The sequence below is a fragment of the Clostridium sp. AF17-21AC genome, assembly GCF_003461365.1.
Classification (GTDB): Bacteria; Bacillota; Clostridia; order Lachnospirales; family Lachnospiraceae; genus Coprococcus; species Coprococcus ammoniilyticus.
In genome coordinates this window covers 46,431-70,163 of the sequence record NZ_QTWY01000009.1, presented here as the reverse complement: position 1 = coordinate 70,163, position 23,733 = coordinate 46,431, and the positions used below count along the sequence as shown (strand labels likewise).

The 23,733-nt window shown below is 41.1% G+C and carries 21 protein-coding genes; 16 read left to right on the top strand and 5 right to left on the bottom strand.

Annotation, left to right across the window (positions count from 1 at the left end; translation table 11 throughout):
- The first annotated feature begins 10 nt into the window (after positions 1-10).
- From dapF to DWW85_RS12000, 4 genes are all read left to right on the top strand, one after another.
- A complete protein-coding gene (gene dapF, locus DWW85_RS12015; RefSeq protein WP_117808781.1) occupies positions 11-847 on the top strand; it encodes a diaminopimelate epimerase in 837 nt (278 codons plus the stop codon).
- An 11-nt stretch (positions 848-858) separates the two neighbouring features.
- On the top strand, positions 859-2,076 hold the full coding sequence (locus tag DWW85_RS12010; protein ID WP_008401227.1) for an LL-diaminopimelate aminotransferase: 1,218 nt from the start codon (positions 859-861) through the stop codon (positions 2,074-2,076).
- A 41-nt stretch (positions 2,077-2,117) separates the two neighbouring features.
- Positions 2,118-3,584 (top strand): alpha-amylase, encoded by a 1,467-nt coding sequence (locus DWW85_RS12005; protein ID WP_117808780.1) that lies wholly within the window; start codon positions 2,118-2,120, stop codon positions 3,582-3,584.
- Between the two features lie 102 nt (positions 3,585-3,686).
- Complete coding sequence (locus DWW85_RS12000) at positions 3,687-3,998, top strand: YerC/YecD family TrpR-related protein (protein WP_008401229.1); 312 nt, start codon at positions 3,687-3,689, stop codon at positions 3,996-3,998.
- Positions 3,999-4,381: 383 nt separating this feature from the next.
- Here the strand turns inward: DWW85_RS12000 and galT are convergent, their stop codons facing one another.
- Both galT and DWW85_RS11990 read right to left on the bottom strand, forming a co-directional pair.
- Positions 4,382-5,869 (bottom strand): UDP-glucose--hexose-1-phosphate uridylyltransferase, encoded by a 1,488-nt coding sequence (gene galT / locus DWW85_RS11995; protein WP_117808779.1) that lies wholly within the window; start codon positions 5,867-5,869, stop codon positions 4,382-4,384.
- A gap of 194 nt (positions 5,870-6,063) precedes the next feature.
- Positions 6,064-7,344 (bottom strand): galactokinase family protein, encoded by a 1,281-nt coding sequence (locus tag DWW85_RS11990; RefSeq protein ID WP_117808778.1) that lies wholly within the window; start codon positions 7,342-7,344, stop codon positions 6,064-6,066.
- Positions 7,345-7,611: 267 nt separating this feature from the next.
- Between DWW85_RS11990 and DWW85_RS11985 the strand changes: the two genes are divergently transcribed.
- From DWW85_RS11985 to DWW85_RS11970, 4 genes are all read left to right on the top strand, one after another.
- Positions 7,612-8,616, top strand: coding sequence for a LacI family DNA-binding transcriptional regulator (locus tag DWW85_RS11985; protein WP_117808777.1), 1,005 nt, complete (start codon positions 7,612-7,614; stop codon positions 8,614-8,616).
- A gap of 186 nt (positions 8,617-8,802) precedes the next feature.
- Positions 8,803-8,934 carry a hypothetical protein gene (locus tag DWW85_RS13080; RefSeq protein ID WP_264293250.1) on the top strand — a complete coding sequence of 44 codons (132 nt, stop codon included), beginning with the start codon at positions 8,803-8,805 and terminating at the stop codon, positions 8,932-8,934.
- 119 nt (positions 8,935-9,053) lie between these two features.
- The gene (locus DWW85_RS13020) at positions 9,054-9,446 is read left to right on the top strand and encodes a beta-galactosidase (RefSeq protein ID WP_242996204.1); all 393 of its coding nucleotides are present in this window, start codon (positions 9,054-9,056) and stop codon (positions 9,444-9,446) included.
- A 144-nt stretch (positions 9,447-9,590) separates the two neighbouring features.
- Positions 9,591-10,613, top strand: coding sequence for a glycosyl hydrolase 53 family protein (locus tag DWW85_RS11970; RefSeq protein ID WP_117808775.1), 1,023 nt, complete (start codon positions 9,591-9,593; stop codon positions 10,611-10,613).
- Positions 10,614-10,763: 150 nt separating this feature from the next.
- On the opposite strand, the gene DWW85_RS11965 is transcribed toward DWW85_RS11970, so the two are convergent.
- Entirely contained in the window at positions 10,764-11,531 is a 768-nt protein-coding gene (locus tag DWW85_RS11965; protein ID WP_242996202.1) for a DUF1836 domain-containing protein, read from the bottom strand.
- Between the two features lie 237 nt (positions 11,532-11,768).
- Entirely contained in the window at positions 11,769-13,061 is a 1,293-nt protein-coding gene (locus DWW85_RS11960; RefSeq protein ID WP_117808774.1) for a hemolysin family protein, read from the bottom strand.
- Between the two features lie 269 nt (positions 13,062-13,330).
- Between DWW85_RS11960 and DWW85_RS11955 the strand changes: the two genes are divergently transcribed.
- From DWW85_RS11955 to DWW85_RS11945, 3 genes are all read left to right on the top strand, one after another.
- Positions 13,331-13,519: a hypothetical protein gene (locus DWW85_RS11955; RefSeq protein ID WP_021943509.1), complete on the top strand. Its 189-nt coding sequence runs from the start codon at positions 13,331-13,333 to the stop codon at positions 13,517-13,519.
- Between the two features lie 166 nt (positions 13,520-13,685).
- Positions 13,686-15,317, top strand: a complete 1,632-nt coding sequence (locus tag DWW85_RS11950; protein WP_008401240.1) for an ATP-binding cassette domain-containing protein — start codon at positions 13,686-13,688, stop codon at positions 15,315-15,317.
- A gap of 36 nt (positions 15,318-15,353) precedes the next feature.
- Positions 15,354-16,337, top strand: coding sequence for a CPBP family intramembrane glutamic endopeptidase (locus DWW85_RS11945; protein ID WP_181986569.1), 984 nt, complete (start codon positions 15,354-15,356; stop codon positions 16,335-16,337).
- A gap of 269 nt (positions 16,338-16,606) precedes the next feature.
- Here the strand turns inward: DWW85_RS11945 and DWW85_RS11935 are convergent, their stop codons facing one another.
- The gene (locus DWW85_RS11935) at positions 16,607-17,614 is read right to left on the bottom strand and encodes a hypothetical protein (protein WP_117808771.1); all 1,008 of its coding nucleotides are present in this window, start codon (positions 17,612-17,614) and stop codon (positions 16,607-16,609) included.
- 662 nt (positions 17,615-18,276) lie between these two features.
- Between DWW85_RS11935 and DWW85_RS11930 the strand changes: the two genes are divergently transcribed.
- The 5 genes from DWW85_RS11930 to DWW85_RS11910 all read left to right on the top strand — a co-directional run bounded on the left by DWW85_RS11930 (position 18,277) and on the right by DWW85_RS11910 (position 23,647).
- Positions 18,277-19,713 (top strand): ABC transporter substrate-binding protein, encoded by a 1,437-nt coding sequence (locus DWW85_RS11930; RefSeq protein ID WP_117808770.1) that lies wholly within the window; start codon positions 18,277-18,279, stop codon positions 19,711-19,713.
- A 104-nt stretch (positions 19,714-19,817) separates the two neighbouring features.
- Entirely contained in the window at positions 19,818-20,762 is a 945-nt protein-coding gene (locus tag DWW85_RS11925) for a sugar ABC transporter permease (protein ID WP_117808769.1), read from the top strand.
- Positions 20,763-21,632, top strand: a complete 870-nt coding sequence (locus tag DWW85_RS11920; RefSeq protein WP_117808768.1) for a carbohydrate ABC transporter permease — start codon at positions 20,763-20,765, stop codon at positions 21,630-21,632.
- 141 nt (positions 21,633-21,773) lie between these two features.
- Positions 21,774-22,517 (top strand): YesL family protein, encoded by a 744-nt coding sequence (locus DWW85_RS11915; protein WP_242996201.1) that lies wholly within the window; start codon positions 21,774-21,776, stop codon positions 22,515-22,517.
- Positions 22,518-22,639: 122 nt separating this feature from the next.
- Positions 22,640-23,647 carry a deoxyguanosinetriphosphate triphosphohydrolase gene (locus DWW85_RS11910; RefSeq protein ID WP_117808766.1) on the top strand — a complete coding sequence of 336 codons (1,008 nt, stop codon included), beginning with the start codon at positions 22,640-22,642 and terminating at the stop codon, positions 23,645-23,647.
- The last annotated feature ends 86 nt before the right edge of the window (positions 23,648-23,733 follow it).

Sequence of the window (23,733 nt, the reverse complement as noted above, 5' to 3'; positions counted from 1 at the left end):
AGGCACGAATATGAAGTTTACAAAGATGGAAGGTCTTGGAAACGATTATGTGTACATAAATTGTTTTTCAGAGAAGGTAGAAAATCCTGAGGAACTGGCGATTGCCATGAGTGACCGGCATTTTGGTGTTGGAAGTGATGGAGTGATCCTGATTAAGCCATCCGATAAAGCAGATTTTACAATGGATATGTATAATGCAGACGGTTCCAGATCTGAGATGTGTGGAAACGGTATCCGTTGTGTAGGAAAGTATGTATATGATTATGGACTTACGGATAAGACTTCGATATCTGTAGAGACACTTGCCGGAATCAAATATCTGGATTTTGTGATAAAGGACGGCAAGGTTGATATGGTAACAGTTGACATGGGTGCGCCGATCCTCAAGGCAGATCAGGTGCCTGTGCGTTCAGATAAAGAGCAGGTGATCGACGAGAAGATCACAGTAGCAGGTGTGGATTATCATATGACCTGTGTATCCATGGGAAATCCACATGCAGTTATGTTCGTAGGCGATACAGAACATTTCCCGTTGGAGAAAGCTGGTCCGTTATTCGAGCATCATGAAGTATTTCCGAACCGTGTGAATGCGGAGTTTGTTCAGGTGATCGACCGTCATACCGTAAAGATGCGTGTATGGGAGAGAGGAACCGGAGAGACACTGGCATGCGGAACCGGAGCATGTGCAACTGCAGTTGCATGTGTATTAAATGGAAAGACAGATGATGAGGTAACCGTAAAATTATTAGGCGGCGATCTGATCATCCGTTTTGATAGAGAGAACAATAAGGTATACATGACAGGTCCGGCCAAGGTAGTGTTTGACGGCGAGACTGACAGATTTTAGGAGGAAATGACATGTTTAAGGCAAATGAGAATTATCTGAAGCTTCCGGGAAGCTATTTATTTTCAACAGTAGCAAAGAAACAGAGAGAGTACAGTGCGGCACATCCTGATAAGAAGATTATCCGTCTGAGCATCGGAGATGTAACACAGCCGCTTGCTCCTGCTATTATTGAGAGACTGCATTCGGCTGTAGATGAGATGGCGGTAGCAGAGACATTTAAGGGCTATGCACCGGATCTTGGATATGAATTCTTAAGAAATACCATCGTAAAGAATGACTATATTGACCATGGAGTTGATATTTCTGCTGATGAGATCTTTGTAAGTGATGGTGCAAAGAGCGATTCTGCAAATATTCAGGAGATTTTTGCACCGGAAAGCAAGATTGCTGTATGTGATCCTGTTTATCCTGTTTATGTAGATTCAAATGTAATGGCAGGCAGAACCGGAACTTATGATAAAGAGACCGGACTCTGGAGCGATGTGATCTATATGCCTTGTCTGGAGGAGAACGGATTTGCACCGGAATTCCCAAAGGAGGAGCCGGACATTATCTATCTGTGTTTCCCAAATAATCCGACAGGAGCGACCATCAGCAAAGCACAGCTTCAGGAATGGGTTGACTACGCAAATAAGATCGGAGCTGTGATCATCTATGATGCAGCATACGAAGCATATATCAGTGAAGACGATGTACCACATTCTATCTACGAGTGCGAAGGTGCAAGAACCTGTGCGATTGAGCTTCGAAGCTTTTCGAAGAATGCAGGATTTACCGGAACCCGTCTTGGATTTACAGTTGTACCAAAGGATCTGAAGGATGCAAATGGTGTTGCACTTCATGGTTTATGGGCTAGAAGACATGGGACCAAGTTTAATGGTGCTCCATATATTGTTCAGGCAGCAGGAGAAGCTGTATATTCAGAAGAAGGTAAAGCACAGACAAAGGCACAGATTGCATATTATATGAACAATGCGAAGGTGATCTATGATGGATTAAAGGCAGCAGGCTATTCCGTATCCGGCGGTGTGAATGCACCATATATCTGGTTAAAGACACCGGATAAGATGACTTCATGGGAGTTCTTTGATTATCTGCTTGCAAATGCAAATGTCGTAGGTACACCGGGCTCAGGCTTTGGACCGAGTGGTGAAGGATATTTCAGGCTGACAGCATTTGGTACATATGAGAATACAGTAGAAGCAATCGAGAGAATTAAAGCGTTATAATAGCGGGGTGCAATTAACTATATAATCGTGGAGGTAGCAAGATGAAAGATAATGGACTGCTGGTGCAGTATTTTAATGCAAATACACCGGCTGATCAGACATTATGGGCGAAAGCGGTAAAGGATGCAGCGACATTGAAAAAGCTCGGTGCAACTGCTGTATGGTTTCCACCTGCAACCAAAGGGGCAGCGGGAAAAGATGACAGGGGCTATGCGCCATATGATCTGTATGATCTGGGTGAATTTAATCAGAAGGGTTCGGTTGGAACCAGATATGGTACAAAGAAAGAATATCTGGAAGCAATCGATGCAATGAAGGCACAGGGAATCAATGTATATGCAGATATCGCAGTCAGACAGAAGTTAGGCGCAGATTCTGTGGAGAAGGTTACGGCAGCAGATTTTAATGCCAAGGATATTCCGCAGATGATTGGTAATAAAAAGATAGTTGGAGCCTTGTCGAAGTTCACCTTCCCGGGCAGAAAGAGCAAGTATTCCAAGTTCAAATGGAACTGGAATCATTTTGCAGGGATTGACTGGCAGCAGGATGATTTTAAGAGACGTGTCTGCGAACTGTCTGGTATGACAGAGATGGAAGCAGAGAAGAAATACAAGCTCAGCAAATATGATTATATCATAGGCAGTGAGCTGGATCTGTACAATCAGGAAGTATATGATGAATTAATGGCATGGGCGAAGTGGTATGAGGATGTGACCGGAGTGGACGGATTCCGTTTCCAGGAAGCAGAGAAGATTCCGGGATGGTTCATCAGAGACTTTGCAGAAGCTGCTTCGAATGCCGGAGAAGAAGAAAAAGAGATCTTTACGGTAGGTGACTTCTGGCACTGGAGATGTGACTATATCAATGATTACATCGCGTCTGCGGACAATCAGCCATCTATGTTTGATGTGCCGCTGCATTTCAGTTTCCATGATGCATCCGTTGCAGAAGGAGAATATGATCTGAGCCGGTTACTGGATGGCTCCATGATGATGAGTAATCCTGCAAAGGCAGTTACATTTGTAGAGAATCATGAATCACAGCCGGGCGGTGTGCTGGAATCTGCTGTAGCAGAGTGGTTTAAACCACTGGCATATGCGATCATTTTATTAAGAGAACAGGGATATCCATGTATGTTCATGGGTGATTATGAAGGCATTCCTGCGGCTAAGATCAAGTCCAGAAAGACAATCATGAACAAACTGTTAAAGCTTCGTAAGAAATATGCATACGGAACACAGCATGACTACTTTGATCATCCGGATGTTGTCGGCTTTACCAGAGAAGGAGATGCAGAGCATGAGAATTCCGGTCTGGCAGTTATTATGTCAGATGGAACCGGCGGAACAAAGCGCATGTATGTCGGAAGACAGTTTGCAGGCTGTCATTTCGCAGATGTAATGGGAAATGCAAAGTATGATATCCGTATCGATGAAGAAGGCTGCGGCGAATTCTATGTAAACCGTCAGGGACTTGCAATCTGGATTAAAAAAGATTGCAAATTATAAGAAATTGAGTTATCATATTAATACTTTAGATTGTAAAAGTGCATGAAAGTCTGAGGATGATCCGGATTTTCACAGCATAAAAGTGGCAAAGGAGTATGAGTTATGGGAAAGACAGTACATACAGAAGCAGTCCGTGATCTGTTTGAAGCAATACTGACATTGGAGACAGAGGAGGAATGTTTTAATTTCTTTGAAGATGTTTGTACGGTAAATGAATTGCTGTCCATAGCCCAGAGATTTGCGGTTGCGAAGATGTTAAAGGAAGATAATACTTATCTGGAAGTTGCCGAGAAGACCGGTGCATCGACAGCAACAATCAGCAGAGTGAACAGATCTCTTAATTATGGTAAAGATGGTTATGAACTTGTATTCAGCAGAATGAATCTGGATAAAGAAAAGAAAGATTCAGAATAACAACATATAAAACAGGAAATCCTCCGGGAATGGATCAAGACGATCCGTTTCCGGAGGATTTTGTTTGTCCTACAACCAACCTATGTCTGCGCAGGCACTGCGGCAAACAGAGTACTGTGCAAATGACTCGCTTCAATTTCTATAAACTGCATATATCTGATTCGCAAATATTCCTGTGCTAACTCGCCTGACGGCTCAAACAAGCCCCCATATTTGCTGATATATGCAATTTATTACGAAATCTTCGCTTGATGTCATTTGCACAGTACTCTGTTTGCCATAGTGCCTGTGCAGACATAAAATTGGTCGGACAGACATCAGTCTGCCCGACCATGCGGGGAGAAAATCCCCTATATATTTGGTATTAGGAAGCGAAGCGGGGATTAAAGGGTATTTACAAAGCGCATGAAGGCTTCTCTGCCTTCGGTGGTATTTTTGTATACACCGGAGCATTCCAGAACTTTTGAGAATACCTTGCCGATCTCGTTCTGGATGATTCCATGGATATTTTCCGGAGTAATGTCATAATTTCCAATCCATTCATCAACCCAGTCTGCATGTTTTTCGATAGCTTCATTTGCGCGGATGTCCTTGTGGTTTAAGATTGCATCCTCAAGCTCTGACATTTCACCTTTTAATCTTGCAGGAAGAACAGCCAGACCCATGACCTCGATCAGACCGATATTTTCCTTCTTAATATGATGATACTGGCTGTGTGGGTGGTAGAGTCCCATCGGACATTCTTCGGTTGTGATGTTGTTACGAAGTACCAGATCCAGTTCGAACAGATCTCCATGCATTCTTGCGATCGGAGTAATCGTGTTATGTGGAGTATCGTCTGTGTAAGCGTAGATATATGCAGCTTCGTCTGTGTAATTTCTCCATGCTGTCAGGATGTGATCTGCTGCATCTGCGATACGAGCAGGATCAGATCCCTGAAGACGGATAACAGACATAGGCCATTTGACGATACCGGCTGTCAGGTCTTCGTAACCAGGTAAAGTAAAGTTTGATTCATATGGAGCCTTTGCCATTGCAAATGTATAGCCGCCACCCTGAAAATGGTCATGGCTTAAAATGGAACCGCCAACGATCGGAAGATCTGCGTTGGAGCCGGCTGTATAGTGAGGGAACAACCGGACAAAATCAAGTAGCTTTACAAACGCAGCGTGGTCAATCTTCATTGGTGTGTGGTTTGCATTAAAGATAATACAGTGCTCGTTGTAGTACACATAAGGGGAGTACTGTAAGTAATATGCCTGTCCATCTAAGGTAATAGGCATGATCCTGTGGTTCTGTCTGGCAGGATGTGAGAAATGTCCGGCATAACCTTCGTTTTCACGGCAGAGCAGACAGGCTGGATAACCGGATTTCTTTGCCTTTCCTGCTTTCGCGATATCTCTTGGGTCTTTCTCCGGCTTGGACAGGTTGATCGTAATATCGATCGGACCGTATTCCGTTTCCGTAACCCATTTTTCATCCTTTGCGATACGATCTTCACGAATATAGTTTGTAGCCTTACTGAAAGCATAATAATAATCCGTTGCTTCCTTTGGGGATACGGCATATTTATCAGCAAATATTTTCCGTACAACAGATGGAGCAGGAGTGAGCATACCCATGATCTTTGTATCGAAAAGATCACGGTTTGTGATCGTGTCATCCTCCATCAGCTTGTGCCGGTATGCATAATCTAACATATCGTTTAAGATATCAACGAGCGGACGGGATGGAATCTCAGCCGGTTCGTTGTATTCCTGAATGTCGAATAACTCTAGCAGACGGTTTGTAACATATATTTCGTCTGCAGGATCAACAAGTCCTTTGTTTAAACCATAAGTAACCAATTCTTTGATATATGTTTCTATCATAGTCATAACCTCCCATAAAATTTGTTATTATATCGTGAGCATAGCTCACTCAATGCATTCCGCAAAATCAGCATCCTTGCGAGCAAATAATTTTGCGTTCATTATATCATGTGCTTCGCACGTTCAATGCATTCCGCAAAATCAGCCCCCTTGCAAGCAAGTGATTTTGCGTTCATTATATCATGTCGTCTGTTTTACAGTACCTGCATACCGCCGTATTTACGGATCTTCAGTACATGGCAGGAGCCTCCGCCAAATACGTGATCCATAGCCTGGCGATACGTCTCAACAGTATCGTTTTCTACAAATGCCTGAATAGTTCCGGCAAATCCACCGCCGTGAACACGGCTGACTCCGTGACTTCCAAGTGTGATATCACTGACAGCCAGAGCAACAGATACATTCTGAGCCTGAATATCTTTATTCGTATATACGTTCTGCAAATACTTGAAAGAAGAATCACCGGATGCTTTAACCGCTGCAAGGAATGCAGGCATATCACCCTTTGTCAGGGAAGCAACCTGAATTTCTACCCGTTTTACTTCTTCAAAATAGTGAAGGGCACGAAGCAGGTAACGGTCGCCAAGTTTGGTGCGGATGTCAGCCATGTGGTCGATAATATCCTGTTCGCTTAATTCGTTTAATACCGGTTTGCCAAGCATCTCCGCAACGGCACACATCTCGGCAGGAACTGCAGCATAGTCAGCAGTCAGATCTACATGAGAGCCCTTTGTATCAGTGATACAGAGACTGTAACCGCTCTTTGCCATATCAAAGTCGATCTTTTCAACAATAGGATCGGCTGGATCTGCAAAGTCGATATGTACAAGATTTCCGACGGAAGATGCCATCTGATCCATCAGGCCGCAAGGCTTTCCGAAGTATACATTTTCTGCATACTGGCCGATGATCGCGATCTCGATTGCAGATACGGAACCATTATTATAAAGTCCCGACAGGATGGTTCCGATGATTGTTTCGAATGCTGCAGAAGATGAAAGACCGGCACCAATCAGTACATCACTGGTGATATATGCTTTGAAGCCGCCGACAGCGTGTCCGTGTTCCTTTAATCCGGCAGCAACACCCTTGATCAGAGCCGTTGTTGTTTCTTTTTCACTTTCTACAAGAGAAAGGTCGGATGCGTCGATTGTAATGAGATCATATCCGTCTGAGATAACCTGGATCTTATCATCGGAAGTCTTTGCAACGATGGCAATCGCATCCAGATTGATAGATGCGGCAAGTACCTGACCGTGCTGATGATCAGTATGATTTCCGCCTACTTCACTTCTACCCGGAGCGGAGAAGATAGATACCTCTGTGTCTCCGAAATCTTTGATGAATTCCTGAAGAGCAGCGATATATCTGCCATTCTGATAAGCGAGCAGATGCTCATCGACATAGATATCGGTTAATAATTCATTGTACTGTTCTGATTCAAAGTCTTTTATTAATTCAGATGCATGTTTCATATGTTTGTCCTCCTGATCATACATGATAATTAATGTGCTTACACCTGTACGATGCGTAAATGTGTGTTTACTTGTACAGATGTGCCTGTTTTCCTAAGTCTGTTTGTTCTTTATAGTGACAGGATAACATATGTTTAGTAAAATGTCAACCACACTTTAGTAAAGATTTACTGAAAAAGTAATTGAAAAATAAAAAGAAATCTGTTACACTAAGTTAGTAAAAATATAGTAAATTTATCCAATAAATATGGAGTAAAGAGGTACATTATGACGACAATCAAGGATATTGCGAGACGGGCAAATGTGTCACCGGCTACAGTTTCAAGAATTTTGAACGATGATCCGACATTAAATGTTTTACCGGAGACTAAGGAAAGAGTCCTTCGGACAGCAAAAGAGCTACACTATACAAAGAAAAAGTCAGCCAGATTGAAGAAGTCATTCCAACTTGGTCTTGTACTCTGGTTTTCCGCAGAGGATGAGATGAAGGATAGTTATTATCTGTCCGCAAGAAAGGGAATCGAGGATTTCTGTATCAGCCAGTCGATTGAACTGGTTCGGGTATTTCGGAATGACAGCAACTATCTGGACATGCTGCGTGGTTGTGATGGAATTATCTGTCTGGGTAAGTTTGCGCATGAGGAAGTAAAATCATTTATAGAGATATGCAGTAATATCGTATTTCTGGATATGAAGGTTGAGAACTACAACATTACATCCCTGACAATGGACTTCAAACAGGCAGTACGGGATGCACTTGACTATCTGTATCATCTGGGACATCGTAAGATCGGTTTCATGGGTGGTAAAGAGTTTGTGGGCGATCATGAGCTTCTGGTAGATCCGAGACTAGAAGAATACATTGCATATATGAAGGAGAAAAAACTCCCGTATGAGAAATATTTGTATGAGGGAAGCTTCAATACATTCTCTGGTTATGAGATGGGGAAAGTAATAGCAGAAGCTGACGAACGTCCAAGTGCAATCTTTGCAGCCAGTGATGCTCTTGCAGTAGGAGCATTAAAGGCATTCAAGGAAGCGAATATGGAAGTGCCGGAGGATATATCGCTTGTTGGCTTTAATAACACAGAGCTTAGTGAGTATACAGTTCCTGCACTTACAACCGTAAATGCTCCGGCATATGATATGGGACAGCATGGTGCTAATCTGATCTATGCTGCATCAAACCTTAGTATCCGTACTCCGTTAAAGGCGGAGATTCCTTGTAATCTGATCGTCAGGGAATCCTGTATGGAATACACAGAAAAATAAAATTATTCGTTGTAAAGTAAGTGCAACACATGAATTGTGTGTTGTACTTACTTTTTTTATGCGTTGTTTTCCCCCCCTCTCAACGCATGAGTTCCCATCCTTTTTCTTGGAGCGTGTCAAAGGTCGATGCGCTCCGCTATAAAAAGGATTAGTAAAATAATAGGGGGTAGAGAAAGGTGGGTTTTTATGGAATTTGTAATGAACAAAGGAATAACAGTAACTATCGATGATGATGAGATTGTGAGCTGGAATCATGACCAGAAGAAAAAAGCATGTTTTATAAGGGTTAAAGATGGATCTATATGGTGCTATATGTAAGCTACGAGAGAATTTTTTTCTTTGGATAAATATAATTAAAGTTTGTAGGGTGGCGCATCCGCGCTGAATATAAAAGAAAGATAAGAGGTAGAAGTTATGAAAATGGCGAGTACAGTATTATGGGCTTAAATCTGGAATGGAAGAGATTCACGACATGGAATATGAATGATTATATGGAATTTGAGATTGATCTGGTGAAGAAGCTGACTCCGGATCGCCCGGTTACAACGAATTTTATGCAGCTCTATGACGGACTTGATTATCGGAAGATGACAGAACTGATCAAAGAGCTGATTACAAATGCAGGAATCCGGATAAAGAAATTGCCTGAGAATGTGGAATATCATGAGCGTTACACGGATACACACCGTTATGCCTTTTATATCAATGAGGGCGATGTGGCGGCAGAAATTCTGAATGTGAATGGAACAGAACTTCTGAGTGGACAGGTTGTAAACGGAAAAATCACTGTTGATGCAAAAAATGTGATAATTATAAAAGGGGAAATATAAATTAAAAGATCATCAGTTCTGCTCCATAAAAGATGCCTGATAAACGCAGGACAGCAGATAAAAAACTGTAAAAGCAGGCTGCGGAAGTATGAAGTTGATTTTTGAAAGATATATAGGTAGAAGTTGTATTAAAAGGAGGATGTTATGTTTATAAAAGGAATGGATATTTCCACCCTGCTGGAGGAAGAAGCCTGTGGTGCGAAGTATTATGATAATGGTGTAGTACAGGATTTATTTGCTATTTTGAAAGCATATGGTACAAATTCTGTGAGATTAAGACTCTGGAATGATCCGTATGCGCCGGATGGTACTCCATATGGCGCAGGGACCAATGATTTGGATAAAGTGATCGTTCTTGCCGAGCGTGCAAAAAAATATCAAATTGGATATCTGCTGGATCTTCATTACAGTGATTTCTGGGCGGATCCGGGAAAACAGACAACACCAAAAGCATGGCAGGGTATGAACGAGGACGAATTGGAGGCAGCAGTATATCAGTATACAAAAGAAGTCATGCAGACACTAAAAGACAAAGACCTGCTTCCGGAAATGGTACAGGTTGGAAATGAGCTGACAAATGGTCTGCTCTGGCCAAGCGGCAGGAAACTGGAGTTTGACCGGATCGCAAAGTATCTGAATGCAGGAATCCGTGCAGTGAGAGAGATTCAGGCGGATATTCCGATCATGATTCATCTGGACAATGGTGGCTTTAATGAGATGTATGTGGAGTGGTTCGACGAATTTACAAAGCGAGCAGAACCATTTGACATTATAGGCTTGTCTTATTATCCGTTCTGGCACGGCGCGATGGAAGATTATCGTGATCGCGAGGGTAAACCGCTGGATCAGTTAAAAGGAATGGCGACAAAGCCGGAGCTTGTAGAGAAGCTGGATTATCCGATGACAAAGGAAGGACAGACTACATTTATGAAAGATCTTATGGAACTGATCGCAGATATTCCGGGTGGAGAAGGCTTCTATTACTGGGAGCCTGCATGGATTCCGGTTCCGGGATGTGGTTGGGCAACAGAAGCAGCGCTCGCATATACCGGGGAAAAAGGACCGGGAGGAAATGAGTGGGCGAATCAGGCGTTGTTCGACTATAATGGAAATGCCCTGCCTGTACTTGCTGTGATCCGCGATTTTAACAGGCAAAACTGTAAATGAAAAAAATATCAATTATGCAGTGGCAAGAAAACTGATATGACAGGTATGGAAAATCCATGATTTCTGTTGTGGATTTAAATATAATAAAAGGCTGAATGCTTTGTACATTTTTGTGCAAGACATTCAGCCTTTTGTTCTTTGGTGCTGCCTTTAGCGTCCGCTATTTTTGCTGCCGGTTGTTGTTCGGTTTGGCTTGGTATTATCCACAGCTTTCGTTTTGCTGTTTGCAGTAACCTTTTCGGCAGTCTTTGCCTTACTGATTGCAGTAACTTTCTCGGTACTCTTTGTTTTCTCGGCAGTTTTTGCTTTCTGTGCATTCTGCTTCAATGTTTGTTCCTGAACGGAATGCATATCATCAATCAGATGCTCGATACATTTCTTCTTAACATAGACATCGACGGACAACATAGATACCATACACATATCATGAAGATAAGCGTCTGTTTCCGGATCATACATATCGGATGCCTTATCATAGGTAGATAAAATGCTCTTGATAATATCGTTATAGTTATCAATCTCATAATTGAATAATTTGCGGTAGACCTCTTCGATATTGACCGGGGACTCGCCGTTATAGCAGTCGTTGTTATTCATCGGGGCAAGAAGTGTCTGGATATCAGTGATACTTACAAAGTTCTTGAGGTAGTAAATATACAACAGCATGATCAGATGATCCTTGGAGTAACGCTTCTTGTCAGGGGGCGGGAGAAGGTTGTTTTTCGTATAATTGTTGATCATGGTCTTCGTCATGGTCTTGTCTTCTTCGCTTCGCTTATTAGCGTTCAGCTTATCCTCCATAAAGGTTGTTAGCTGATCCATATATAGATCAATCTCGGGTATATCATCCGGATCAATGTAACTTAGAGAAGTTGCGATCTGTAATAATTTTTTTCTGCGAGTAATATTTTTATTCATTAGAATCTCTCCCAAACGTAACCAAATCTGTATGAATTCTATAGGAAAGTCCTGTTTTCATGTAAATGATATGAAATACAGGACTTTATAACCTTAGTATTCTATTATATAGGAATAAAAACCACAACACAAGCGTTTTGCCAGAATTTTTATAAATTACGAATTATATTGGAATCTGTATACCTGCACGATACCGGTATTTTAGTACAGGTAAAAGTCATATAAGACAAGACTTCATTATGCGTTGCCGTCATCATTGTCGGTATCCGGCTGTGGCAGGATTTCAAGAAGAACTCTGGATACACGTTTTTTATCCAGTTTTGTGACTTTACAGGAGATTGCTCCGTCGGATGCAGTATCACCGACCGAAGGAAGGTGATCTAATAACTGAATGATATAGCCACCGATGGAATCGTAATCTTCGGATTCAATATCCAGATCCAGAGCATCATTTAAGTCATCGAGCTTGATGCCACCATCGATGCTGTAGTGTGTATCATCTATTTTTACGATATTATTATGTTCTGCATCATCGTATTCATCCTTGATATCACCGATGATCTCTTCAATCAAGTCCTCCATGGAGATCAGACCGACGCTGACGCCATATTCATCCAAAACAATACCGATGGAGTTGGAGCTGGATTTCATATTGGTCAGAAGATCATTTGTCTTCTGAAATTCATACACATAGAGTGGTTCACGAATGATCTTTGCAACATCAAAATTGTTGATATCATGAGTTGCTTTATAAAAAAATAAATCTTTTACATGCAGAATACCGATGACATTATCACGGGAATCCTTATAAACAGGAAGTCTGGTGTAAGGAACCTCCATATATTGCTTCAGCAGTTCATCATAAGAAGCAGTAACAGAAACCATGGTCACATCGGCACGGGGAATCATAATATCACGTACACGGGAATCTCCGAAGTCCACTACATTTGTGATCATTTCCTTTTCTTTGTTCTCAATAACACCTTCTTCCTCGCTGACATTTACCATAGTGATCAGCTCGTCTTCGGTGATGGATTTGGCGCTTCCGTTTGTATCCATTCGTAAGATCCAGAAAATAACATGAGAGATCTTGTTTATGATGAACACAAATGGGGTAAAGATATATACCAGAAACCGTACGACGTCCACATAAAGTATTGACATTTTAACACTGTTATTTTGGGCAAGCGTTTTTGGTGTGATTTCACCAAATAACAGGATCAAGATGGTGAGAATTCCGGTTGCGATTCCGACTGCCTTGCTTCCAAATAAATTAGTGGTAAGTGTTGTTGCAAGAGCGGAAGCTGAAATATTCACGATGTTATTACCTATTAATATTGTGCTGATCAGTTTGTCACTGTTAGAGATCAGCTTAAGAACTCTGGCAGCACGTTTGTTCCCATTGTCAGCCATTGAGCGCAGGGTGAATTTATTGACGGTCGTAAGAGCTGTTTCGGCAGAAGAAAAGAATGCCGACAACAGGATCAATAGAATAATTGTAAATAACTGGATAATTGTACTGGGGTGCAAAAAAGATCATCTCCTAAAAATATTTTTGCTTTTGATTGTACAGAATAGAGGAAATCTTGTCAAGAACAGAACGGCTAAGAAATGATGGTTTTACATAAACATTACACTATCCGGTAATGTTCGGAATAAATGACAGATAAGATGCAGATACTAATGCATGTAGATGATAATAGACAGTTATGCAGATATCATTGCCTGATGTTGTTGGTGCATGACCGGATCTATGAAATCTGCGAGAAAGACTGACAAATGTCAAGGAGGTAAGAACGATGAGAAGTTCAACAGAAACCTATCATGAGGTAGCAGAACGTTGTAGTGCTTATGAAAAGACATGCCATTGCAACAGCATGACCAACAAAGCGGATGGTGAAAAGAGTTGCTTAAACTGTTCCCATTTCAGCAAGGACGAACATTGTAAATTAGATCTTTATGATCCGATTGTAAAGAATCTGAAATAACAGGAAAACAGAACTGAAGGGTTCACCCCTGACCGGTCAGCCGGAAAAGACTTAGAAAATGAGCCTTTTCCGGCTTTTTCAGGCACATACGTTCTTTTCATAATTGACACATATTCAACTAATTGATATACTTTTAGATTAGAAAAATGGAAAGGTATGTGTATCGATGATAAGTGCAAATAACGTAACATTAAGATTTGGAAAGAAAGCTTTATTTGAAGATGTAAATATTAAATTTGTACCGGGTAACTGCTACGGACTGATCGGAGCAAACGGAGCCGGTAAATCAACCTTTTTGAAGATCCTTTCAGGAGAGATCGAACCATCAAAGGGCGATGTCACAATGGATGAGGGTGAGCGTCTGTCTGTATTACAGCAGGATCATTACAAGTTCGATGAATACACAGTACTCGATACTGTTATCATGGGAAACAAGCGTCTGTATGAGATTATGAAAGAAAAAGATGCGATCTATGCAAAAGAAGATTTTACAGATGAAGATGGTATCCGTGCTTCTGAACTTGAGGGTGAATTCGCGGATATGAACGGATGGGAAGCAGAATCCGATGCGGAGACCTTGTTAAATGGTCTGGGTGTAGACACAGAATATCATTATATGATGATGAAAGATCTGGATGGTGGACTGAAGGTTAAGGCACTGCTTGCACAGGCGTTATTTGGCAATCCCGACGTTCTCCTTCTCGATGAGCCTACGAACCACCTGGATATGGATGCGATTGCATGGTTGGAGGAATTCCTGATCAACTTTGAGAATACCGTTATCGTGGTATCCCATGACCGTTATTTCTTGAATAAGGTATGTACTCAGATCGCCGATATCGATTATGCAAAGATTCAGTTATATGCCGGTAACTATGATTTCTGGTATGAGTCCAGTCAGTTGATGATCAAGCAGATGAAAGAAGCGAATAAGAAGAAGGAAGAGAAGATCAAGGAATTACAGGAATTCATTCAGAGATTCTCGGCAAATGCTTCCAAGTCCAAGCAGGCAACTTCCAGAAAGAGAGCACTGGAAAAGATCGAACTAGATGATATCAAGCCATCCAGCCGTAAATACCCATATATTGATTTTCGTCCAAAGAGAGAGATCGGAAATGAAGTATTGACCGTATCTCATATCTCAAAGACAGTAGAGGGCGAGAAGCTGTTAGATGATGTATCATTCACAGTAGGACATGATGATAAGATTGCATTTGTCGGACCAAATACAAAGGCAACGACAATGCTGTTCAAGATTCTTGCAGGAGAAGAAAAGCCGGATGAAGGAAGCTTCAAATGGGGTGTTACAACTTCACAGGGTTATTTCCCAAAGGATAACACAAAGGAATTCGATAATGACCTGATCATAGTAGATTGGCTGACACAGTATTCGGAAGAAAAGGATGCAACTTATGTACGAGGCTTCCTTGGAAGAATGTTGTTTGCCGGCGACGATGGTGTTAAGAAAGTAAAGGTTCTGTCTGGTGGAGAAAAGGTCCGCTGTATGTTATCCAAGCTAATGATCATGGCTCCAAACTGTCTGATCTTAGATGAGCCTACAAACCATCTGGATATGGAATCTATTACAGCGTTGAATAATGGACTGATCAAGTTTCCTGGTGTTATTTTGTTCTCGTCACAGGATCATCAGTTCGTACAGACAACAGCAAACCGTATTATCGAACTTACCAATACAGGTCTGATCGATAAGCAGACAACATATGATGAATATCTGGCAAATGATGAGCTTGCAAGAAAACGTCAGATCATGAACATGGATGTTGATGGAGAAGATTAAGACAGAGATTAAGATGGCAGACAGGGGATGTTTCATATGAAGATGAGATTAGAAAAGCCTGAGATTGCAAAGCGGGCAGGCGAAGAAGGAAAGATTTATTCGTTTGGCAAGGAAATATGGCGGTTTATCCTGGTATTCCTGGTCGGAAGCTTTATTGCAGGTTTGATTCCTGCAATATATGAAATGTACCTGTTCCTGTCAGATATGGAAATGTTTGACCAACTGCAGCGACTGTTCTTAAACGGAGATTCATCTTTTTCGGATATGATGGAACTGGCAACCAATATGACAGACGGAATGTATATACTTACATTATTCTGTACACTGATCCTGATCATTTCTGTTCTGATCTATTGTAATAAGATAGAAAAACGTTCCTATTATTCTATGGGAATCGTTAAAAAAGATGGAGCAAAGCATTATGTACAGGGCTTGCTTATTGGCGCGGTATCCTTTTCTCTTTGCGTACTTGTAGGTGCTGCTCTTGGATTTGTAGATATTAAGGGATGGAACCAGAACTGCAATCTGCTGATCGTGCTTTTGTATTTTATCGGATTTCTGGTACAGGGCTTCAGTGAGGAGATCACATTCCGAGGATATTTTATGATAAGCCTGATGAAACGAAGCTCGGCAGTAAAAGCTGTTCTTGTAAATTCACTGGCATTTGCATTCTGCCATATGTTGAATCCGGGACTTACGATTCTGGCGTTCCTGAACTTGCTGTTGATTGGAATATTCTTGTCACTCTATGTGATAAAAACAAATGACATCTGGGGTGCGGCAGGCTACCACAGCATGTGGAATTTCGTGCAGGGAACCTTCTATGGAATCTCTGTCAGCGGAACCAACGTAGGAAGTGCTGTTCTTTCCTCTGAAATCAAACCGGGAAATATATTCCTGACGGGCGGTAAATTCGGCATGGAGGGCAGCATCGTGGCAACTGTCGTGATGGCAGCAGTCTTAGTCCTCGGAATGCTTTACTATAATAGAAAAGAAACAAAACAGAATATAGCTGGATAGAAGAAGATCACACAGGGTTGTCTTCGGAGTGAATCCGTTATATGAATATACCCACTATAACATGACGTTTGCGAGGATTTCGTCGCAAGCAACACATTGCCAGTAAATACGGGTGCTTGTCTGAGCCGAAGGCGAGTTAGCACAGAAGTATTTACGAATCAGGCATGTGTTGCGAGCAGAAACCGCAGCAAGTCATTTATAGTGGGTATATTTATATTTGGATCACTTCAGAGACAGTCCTGTGTGATCTTCTTCTATATAGGTATTATTTATAGCTCCAATCCGAGATCGAAGATGAAGTTACAGATCTGCTTGACACGCTTCTGGTTGTCCTCGGATACGCCGGGAAAACAGATGTAGACATCGTTGTATCCCGGATTCAGTTTCTTTGCGAAGTCGGTATCACTGATGTTGATCGCGTATGGAGCACTCTTTCCTGTGTAAGCAGGAGAAGTTGTGATCTGATCATTATAATCAGCGGTGAAAATATCATACAGATCGGAAGGCAATGCTTCACCCAGTGTATGAATGATCGAACTTTCACTTAAGTATTCCAGTCCCCGTTTATTTGTGATGATAATATCGTAGTAGTTTTCATCACATAGAGTAGGAAATGCAATGTAGTTTCCGCTTTCGGCATCTTTAGATGCTTCGTTGGTGCTAATGCTTGGATCATACTTCAGATCCAGAACTTTCTGAAACTGATAATTGTCATCAAAACCATAGTAGTTCCAATAATCAGCTTCTATGACAGAGGTGTCAAGTGCTTCCAGATCTTCACAGTTTACAACTGCGTAGGAGAGTGCGATCGGTTTGTTGCCGCGGAAGAATGCAACTACGATCAGGCTGATTGCGATGATCACGATCAGCGGTAGCAGGATCTCCATCTTATACGCATATAAAAAGTATTGTAACTTTTGCACCAAGGTCATTCCTTCGGTCGTTTCCTTTAATCGTTTTCTTTTTGCTGCCCGACGCTCCTTACGGGACATGGTTGCAAATTCCAGTTTGTCCTCAATCTTAAGATCTTCCTTTGGTGGAACCTTGCGTGGATCTTTGAACTCGTGCGGTGGCTCCTGTTTGTTTTCGATAGTCTGTACCTTTACCGGTTCCTTCTTTTCGACGGTAGCCTGAGTATTGACAGTTTCCTGTTTCGTTTCGATATTTTGTGCCTTAGCCGGTTTTGCTGTTTGCACAGCAGTCTGCTTTTTTGCCTGTACATTGGAAGTTGCGGAGGTATGGTTGTTTTTCTTCTTTTTCTTTTTGTTGTTGCTCATAGTGTTTCCTTTTCTACTTATATAATAATGATAAGTATAACACAGATGGAAATGGATAAAAAGAAGCAGGCGTGGTAAAGAGTATGAAAAAAGAATGAAAATATAAGAAATGCAATATAAAGAATATGTATTTAGCAGATCATAAAGACGTGTACCTTGTAAAAAACAGAATTGGCGATATGCGTTGTGGTAAAAACGTATACATTTTAACGAATACGCAATGTACATCATATATAGATGAAGTTATACAGAAAGAGAACTGCAACTACGCGAAAAATGAGACAACGGAAAGATAAAGATTTAAATTGTATGTCAATTGAGCTAAAATTGTGGAAATAGTATAAATAAGCTGTGTCGCAAATTGGTAAATTTTTTTAAACGAAAATTTAAAAATGTACAAAAAAGATAAAAAAGAATAAAAAAGGGCTTGCCAAATTAGATAATATGTCCTATAATAAGCCTATGTTGACAAGGAAATTTGTCAATAATATCTTAAGAAAGCCACATACATAATCATGTTTGACATATTGTGTAAATGATAAGTTAATCAGATCATGTATAAAGGTGGCAGGCATTCCAGTAAATAATACAGATGCAGATGTCAATCCGCAGAAGTATGAATGAAAGGAATAGCACACATATTTTAAAAGGAGGGTTTTTTTGTGAGAAAAATCAAAAAAGCATTGGCTCTTTCATTAGCACTTGCTATGGGATTATCACTTGTTGCTTGTGGTGACAAGACAGATAACTCAACAACAGAGTCAAAATCATCAGAAGCAACATCAGAGACAGCATCATCAGAGGATGCATCATCAGAAGAAGCATCATCAGAGGACGCTTCAGGAGCAGCTAAGATTGAAGCTCCTAGCACAGATGGATGGGATGATAGCAAGAAGATCTACGCTTATTCATGGGATGAAGATTTCTCAAAGAAGCTGAAAGTTGTTCTTGACAAGTTCCCAGAGTACAAGGATTACGTTGAGTTCGTAACACTTGGTGTTGGTGGAACATCAGATGACTACAAGACAGGTATTGATACAGCTCTTGAAAACGGAGAGAAGTATCCTACACTTATCCCAGCAGATAATGATGTAGCTAAGTACTGGTCAGAGGATGACACAAAGACAGCTAATCTGTATGACTTAGGTTTCACAGATGAGATGCTTGCTAACTCATACGACTTCGCTAAGCAGTATGGTACAACAGACGGCGAGCTTAAGTGCGTAACATGGCAGGCAACAGCAGGTTCTGTATACTACAGAAGAGACATCGCTAAGAAGGTTCTTGGAACAGATGATCCTGCAAAGGTTCAGGAAGCACTTGCTTCATGGGATAAGTTCTTCGAGACAGCTGATACATTAAAGGCTGCTGGATACAAGATCGTATCTGGTGCTCCTGATGTTAAGTACGCTATCTGGGATACTCAGTCACAGCCTTGGGTAACAGATGACGGTTCAAAGGAAACTCTTACACTTGACAAGTCAGTTACAGAGTATCTTGAGACAGCTAAGAAGATTTACGATGGTGAATATTCAAACAACACATCTATGTGGGATAACTCATGGGCAGCAGATATGAAGGATGATTCTAAGGTATTCTGCTACTTCGGATGCCCTTGGTTCATTGGTTCAATGCAGGGTAATGGTGCTACAGATGGTAACTGGGGAGCTGTTACAGGTCCTACATCTTATCACTGGGGTGGTACATATGTATGTGTAGGTAAGAATACAAATAACCCTGAGTTAGCTGCATTCCTTCTTTACGAATTAACATGTGATCCAGACGTAGGTGTTGAAATCACAAACCAGACAGGTGACTGTGTAAATAACAAAGAAGCTAATGCTAGACTTATCGCTGGCGAACTTAGTGCTGACAATGCAGCAGCTAAATTCCTTGGTGGTCAGAACCCTATCGAAGTTTGGGCAGCAGCAGCAGAAGGTATTAACCTCAGCAACTTAACATACCAGGATGCTTCAATCAAGGCATTTATTGATGAAGCTTCTACAGCATACAATTCAGGAACATACAAATCAGTTGATGAAGCTATTAAGTATATCCAGGATAAGTGTGCATCAGAATTAGGTATTTCAGCTGAATAATCCCTAAAAACTGATTAAGTAACACAATTTGCACGCATCAGTAATGAAAGTTGCTGGTGCGTGTGTACTATAAACGATTAATTTTTAGGGGGTGCTCTTACACAATGAAAAAGAATAAGACAGTTGAATATGGAAAATATGGATTACTGTTTCTCATTCCATTCTTTCTTGTATTCTTAGTTTTTCAGCTGTATCCTCTTCTTTATACTTTTTATAATTCATTAATCTATTCCGCGAAAAATGGTAGATATGTAACCGAGACGGTTGGTCTTGGAAACTTTACAAACTATGTATTTGCAAAGACTGGTAGCGAGTTCTGGCAGTCATTAATGGTAACAGTTGTTCTGTGGATCTTAAATTTCATTCCACAGATTTTATTAGCTTTACTTCTTGCTGCATGGTTTACAGACATCAAGATCAAGTTAAAGGGAAGCGGTATTTACAAGGTTATCATGTATATGCCTAACATTATTACAGCAGCTACAATCGCCGTATTGTTCTACGGTCTGTTCGAGGTTAATGGTCCTATCACGACTATTTTCAAAGACCTTGGCTGGTGTGATAAGGGTGGTATCTTAAATCATGGCTGGGCATCATTGATCATCATTGCTTTCATTCAGTTCTGGATGTGGTATGGTAATACAATGATCGTTCTTTGTGCAGGTATCTTAGGTATTAACCCATCCCTGTATGAGGCTGCAAGCGTAGATGGTGCTTCATCTAAACAGCAGTTCTTCAAGATTACACTTCCATTGTTAAAGCCGATCTTACAGTATACACTTGTAACATCAGCTATCGGTGGTTTACAGATGTACGATATTCCTCAGTTGTTCAATGAGGGCGGTCCTGTAGTTGTAACAGGCAGTGGATCATCCGTTAATTCAACAACAACAGTCGTAATGCTGATTAAGAAGTATGTAAGTGCCGGAGGTACACAGGATTTTGGTAAAGCCGCTGCATATTCAGTTATGCTTTTCGCATTCACACTGATTATCAGCTTACTGTTCTACAGATTAACAGCAGAAAAATCATCAAAGGATGGAAGGTAGGTGAACAAAGTGGATCAGACAGAATCAAAAGTATCAGGAGGCAAGATTGTCAGATACGTCGTTTGTATCTTGCTTTGTTTCCTGTCGATATTGCCATTTTATATTTTGATCATTAACTCTACTTTAAAGTCAACAGAAATTGTTACAGGTATTAAATTGATACCGGGTGGAGAATTTATTACAAACTTCAAAGGTTTGTTAGCAGGTAGTGAAAAAACAAGTGGTGTTAACGTACTTCAGGCTATGTTAAACTCTTTATTGGTTACTGTTCCGGCTACAGCATTACAGATCTATTTCGGATCATTAACAGCTTATGCAGTTACAGTATATAACTTCAAGTTAAAGAAGTTTGCATGGGGCTTTATTTATGCGATCATGATGATTCCTCAGCAGGTATCAATCGTTGGTTTCATTAAGATTTGTAACTTAACACACTTATACGGATCATTCTTAGCACTGATTATTCCGGCAATCGCTGCTCCTACTACTGTTTATTTCATGAAGCAGTACATGGAAACAGGTCTTTCAGTTGAGATCGTTGAAGCAGCCAGAATCGATGGATCGGGAGAAATTCATACATTCAATACGATTGTACTTCCGCTGTTGAAACCGGCTATGGCAACACAGGCGATCTTCGGATTCGTTGCATCATGGAATAACCTGTATACACCTTCAATTATTCTTGCAACAGAGAGACAGAAGCAGACAATGCCTATGTACGTTTCAGCGTTAAAGGCAAATGATAAGTCAAGAGACTGGGGTCAGATTTACTGTGGACTTTTCACTACAGTACTTCCAATTCTGGTTATGTACTTCTTCCTTTCTAAGTACATTATCGCAGGTGTAGCACTTGGTGGTGTAAAGGAGTAAATAGGTCTTTTATAAAATATAATGTAGGTATCGGAAGCCATAGGCGATCGATACCCACATTATATATACTGAATAAGTGAGGAGAAGCTGCTGTAGCAGGTTCTCTATATTTTTGTTTATGAGGAAAATTTGATGAATGAAATGACAAACAATCAAGACAACAAGAATAGCGGAAGGGATAAAGAACCGTTTCTGAGACGCGCAATGGATGCATTTGGAACAATGTTTGCACTGAATATCTGTTTTGTAATAGGATGTATTCCGATTTTTACGATTGGTGCATCATTTACTGCATTGTATGCAATGTGCATCCGACTTCAGGAAGATGAAGAGGAAACTGTTGTTTCTGGTTTCATTCATGAGTTTAAGCGTAGTTTCAAACAATCTACGATTGCGTTTTTACTGTTGCTCGTTGCAGTTGCTGTAATGTTGGCTGAATATATTATGATCAAGCGGGTGACAGGGTTTATTTCAACATTTTATACATTTGTGCTTATAATTGAGGCAGTATTAGTTGCACTTGTTGTACCGTTTTTATTTCCGTTAATTGCAAGGTATAATAATGCGTTGAGTATCACGGTAAGAAATGCAATGGTACTTTCAATCACTTATCTGTGGTCATGGGTAAAGGTCGTTATCGCATGGTTTGTTCCGATATTTATCTGTGTGAAATATCCGGTTGTGTTTGTGAGTATCTGGTATATGTGGCTGTTGCTTTTGTTTGGGGCAATTGCGTGGGGAACAACGCATACGATACGAAAGATATTCCGGTTGAATGAACAAAGGATCATTGATACTGCAGAGAAGGAGAGAAAAGCTGCGGAAGAAGCAGCGAAGGAAGCTGAATCGGATGAATCGGAATCAGTGGATGAAGAGGGAAAATAAAAGAAAAACAAAATAGTTTCTTTAATAATAAAATAAAGGAAAATGAAAAAGTCTGTAGAATAATAAAATTGTACGGACTTTTTTGTTATATTCGTTATGTTGACCATGGAGGATGGTGAAATATGCTGATTCGTGAAAAACAGGAGCAACAGGAACATGAGATCCTGAGTCCTTATGCATCATTCAGTGATCAGAGCAGAGGCAGGGATCGGGAAGAAGAACAGTGCGATCTTCGGACGGTCTATCAGCGGGACAGGGATCGGATCATTCACTGTAAGGCGTTTCGTCGTCTGAAGCATAAGACGCAGGTATTTCTATCACCGGGAGATGACCATTACAGAACCAGACTGACGCATACCCTTGAGGTGGCGCAGATTGCAAGAACGATCGCAAGAGCACTTCGACTGAATGAGGATCTGACAGAGGCAATCGCACTTGGTCATGATCTGGGGCATACGCCATTTGGTCATGCAGGAGAACGGGCATTGTCCAGATGCTCCGGCAGGTCATTCCAGCATAATGAACAGAGTGTGCGTGTGGTGGAAAAACTGGAGAAAAAAGGAGCAGGACTGAATCTGACCTGGGAAGTCCGGAATGGTATGCTGAATCATAAGACCTCCTGTACACCGGCAACATTGGAAGGAAAGATTGTCAGGCTGGCGGATAAGATTGCATATGTAAACCATGATATGGATGATGCCATCCGCGGCGGTATTATGAAAGAATCGGATCTTCCGATCAGTATTGTAAAGGCTCTTGGAAGCAATACAAGGGATCGGCTGGATTGTCTGATCCATGACGTGATTGATACCAGCTATGGTACTGATACAGTTGAAATGTCAGAGGAGATCGGAGATGCATTATCAGCTCTCCGCAGATATATGTTTGAATATCTGTATACGAATCCGGTGGCAAAGAGCGAGGAAGTAAAAGCAGAAAAGTTATTAGAGATATTATATGATTATTACATGGAAGATCAGTCGAGGTTGAACAATGAAAGTATAGAGATGCTCTATATGGGTGAAGATCTTACGACGGTGATTTGTGATTATATAGCGGGAATGACAGACAACTATGCGATCGAGACATTTAAGGAGATCTATGTTCCAGGTGCATGGAAGGGTGTCTGAGATGAGACTGCAATCCGTAAGAAAGATGTGTTTGGACAGAAGCTTATGGGCGTATAGATAGAAAGTAGTTGAATTGGAAAGGAAGG

Excerpts from the sequence above, each read along its gene's own strand:
- dapF (WP_117808781.1), top strand. The coding sequence starts at position 11 with ATGAAGTTTACAAAGATGGAAGGTCTTGGAAACGATTATGTGTACATA.
- DWW85_RS12010 (WP_008401227.1), top strand. The coding sequence starts at position 859 with ATGTTTAAGGCAAATGAGAATTATCTGAAGCTTCCGGGAAGCTATTTA.
- DWW85_RS12005 (WP_117808780.1), top strand. The coding sequence starts at position 2,118 with ATGAAAGATAATGGACTGCTGGTGCAGTATTTTAATGCAAATACACCG.
- DWW85_RS12000 (WP_008401229.1), top strand. The coding sequence starts at position 3,687 with ATGGGAAAGACAGTACATACAGAAGCAGTCCGTGATCTGTTTGAAGCA.
- galT (WP_117808779.1), bottom strand. The coding sequence starts at position 5,869 with ATGATAGAAACATATATCAAAGAATTGGTTACTTATGGTTTAAACAAA.
- DWW85_RS11990 (WP_117808778.1), bottom strand. The coding sequence starts at position 7,344 with ATGAAACATGCATCTGAATTAATAAAAGACTTTGAATCAGAACAGTAC.
- DWW85_RS11985 (WP_117808777.1), top strand. The coding sequence starts at position 7,612 with ATGACGACAATCAAGGATATTGCGAGACGGGCAAATGTGTCACCGGCT.
- DWW85_RS13080 (WP_264293250.1), top strand. The coding sequence starts at position 8,803 with ATGGAATTTGTAATGAACAAAGGAATAACAGTAACTATCGATGATGAT.
- DWW85_RS13020 (WP_242996204.1), top strand. The coding sequence starts at position 9,054 with ATGGGCTTAAATCTGGAATGGAAGAGATTCACGACATGGAATATGAAT.
- DWW85_RS11970 (WP_117808775.1), top strand. The coding sequence starts at position 9,591 with ATGTTTATAAAAGGAATGGATATTTCCACCCTGCTGGAGGAAGAAGCC.
- DWW85_RS11965 (WP_242996202.1), bottom strand. The coding sequence starts at position 11,531 with ATGAATAAAAATATTACTCGCAGAAAAAAATTATTACAGATCGCAACT.
- DWW85_RS11955 (WP_021943509.1), top strand. The coding sequence starts at position 13,331 with ATGAGAAGTTCAACAGAAACCTATCATGAGGTAGCAGAACGTTGTAGT.
- DWW85_RS11950 (WP_008401240.1), top strand. The coding sequence starts at position 13,686 with ATGATAAGTGCAAATAACGTAACATTAAGATTTGGAAAGAAAGCTTTA.
- DWW85_RS11945 (WP_181986569.1), top strand. The coding sequence starts at position 15,354 with ATGAAGATGAGATTAGAAAAGCCTGAGATTGCAAAGCGGGCAGGCGAA.
- DWW85_RS11935 (WP_117808771.1), bottom strand. The coding sequence starts at position 17,614 with ATGAGCAACAACAAAAAGAAAAAGAAGAAAAACAACCATACCTCCGCA.
- DWW85_RS11925 (WP_117808769.1), top strand. The coding sequence starts at position 19,818 with ATGAAAAAGAATAAGACAGTTGAATATGGAAAATATGGATTACTGTTT.
- DWW85_RS11915 (WP_242996201.1), top strand. The coding sequence starts at position 21,774 with ATGACAAACAATCAAGACAACAAGAATAGCGGAAGGGATAAAGAACCG.
- DWW85_RS11910 (WP_117808766.1), top strand. The coding sequence starts at position 22,640 with ATGCTGATTCGTGAAAAACAGGAGCAACAGGAACATGAGATCCTGAGT.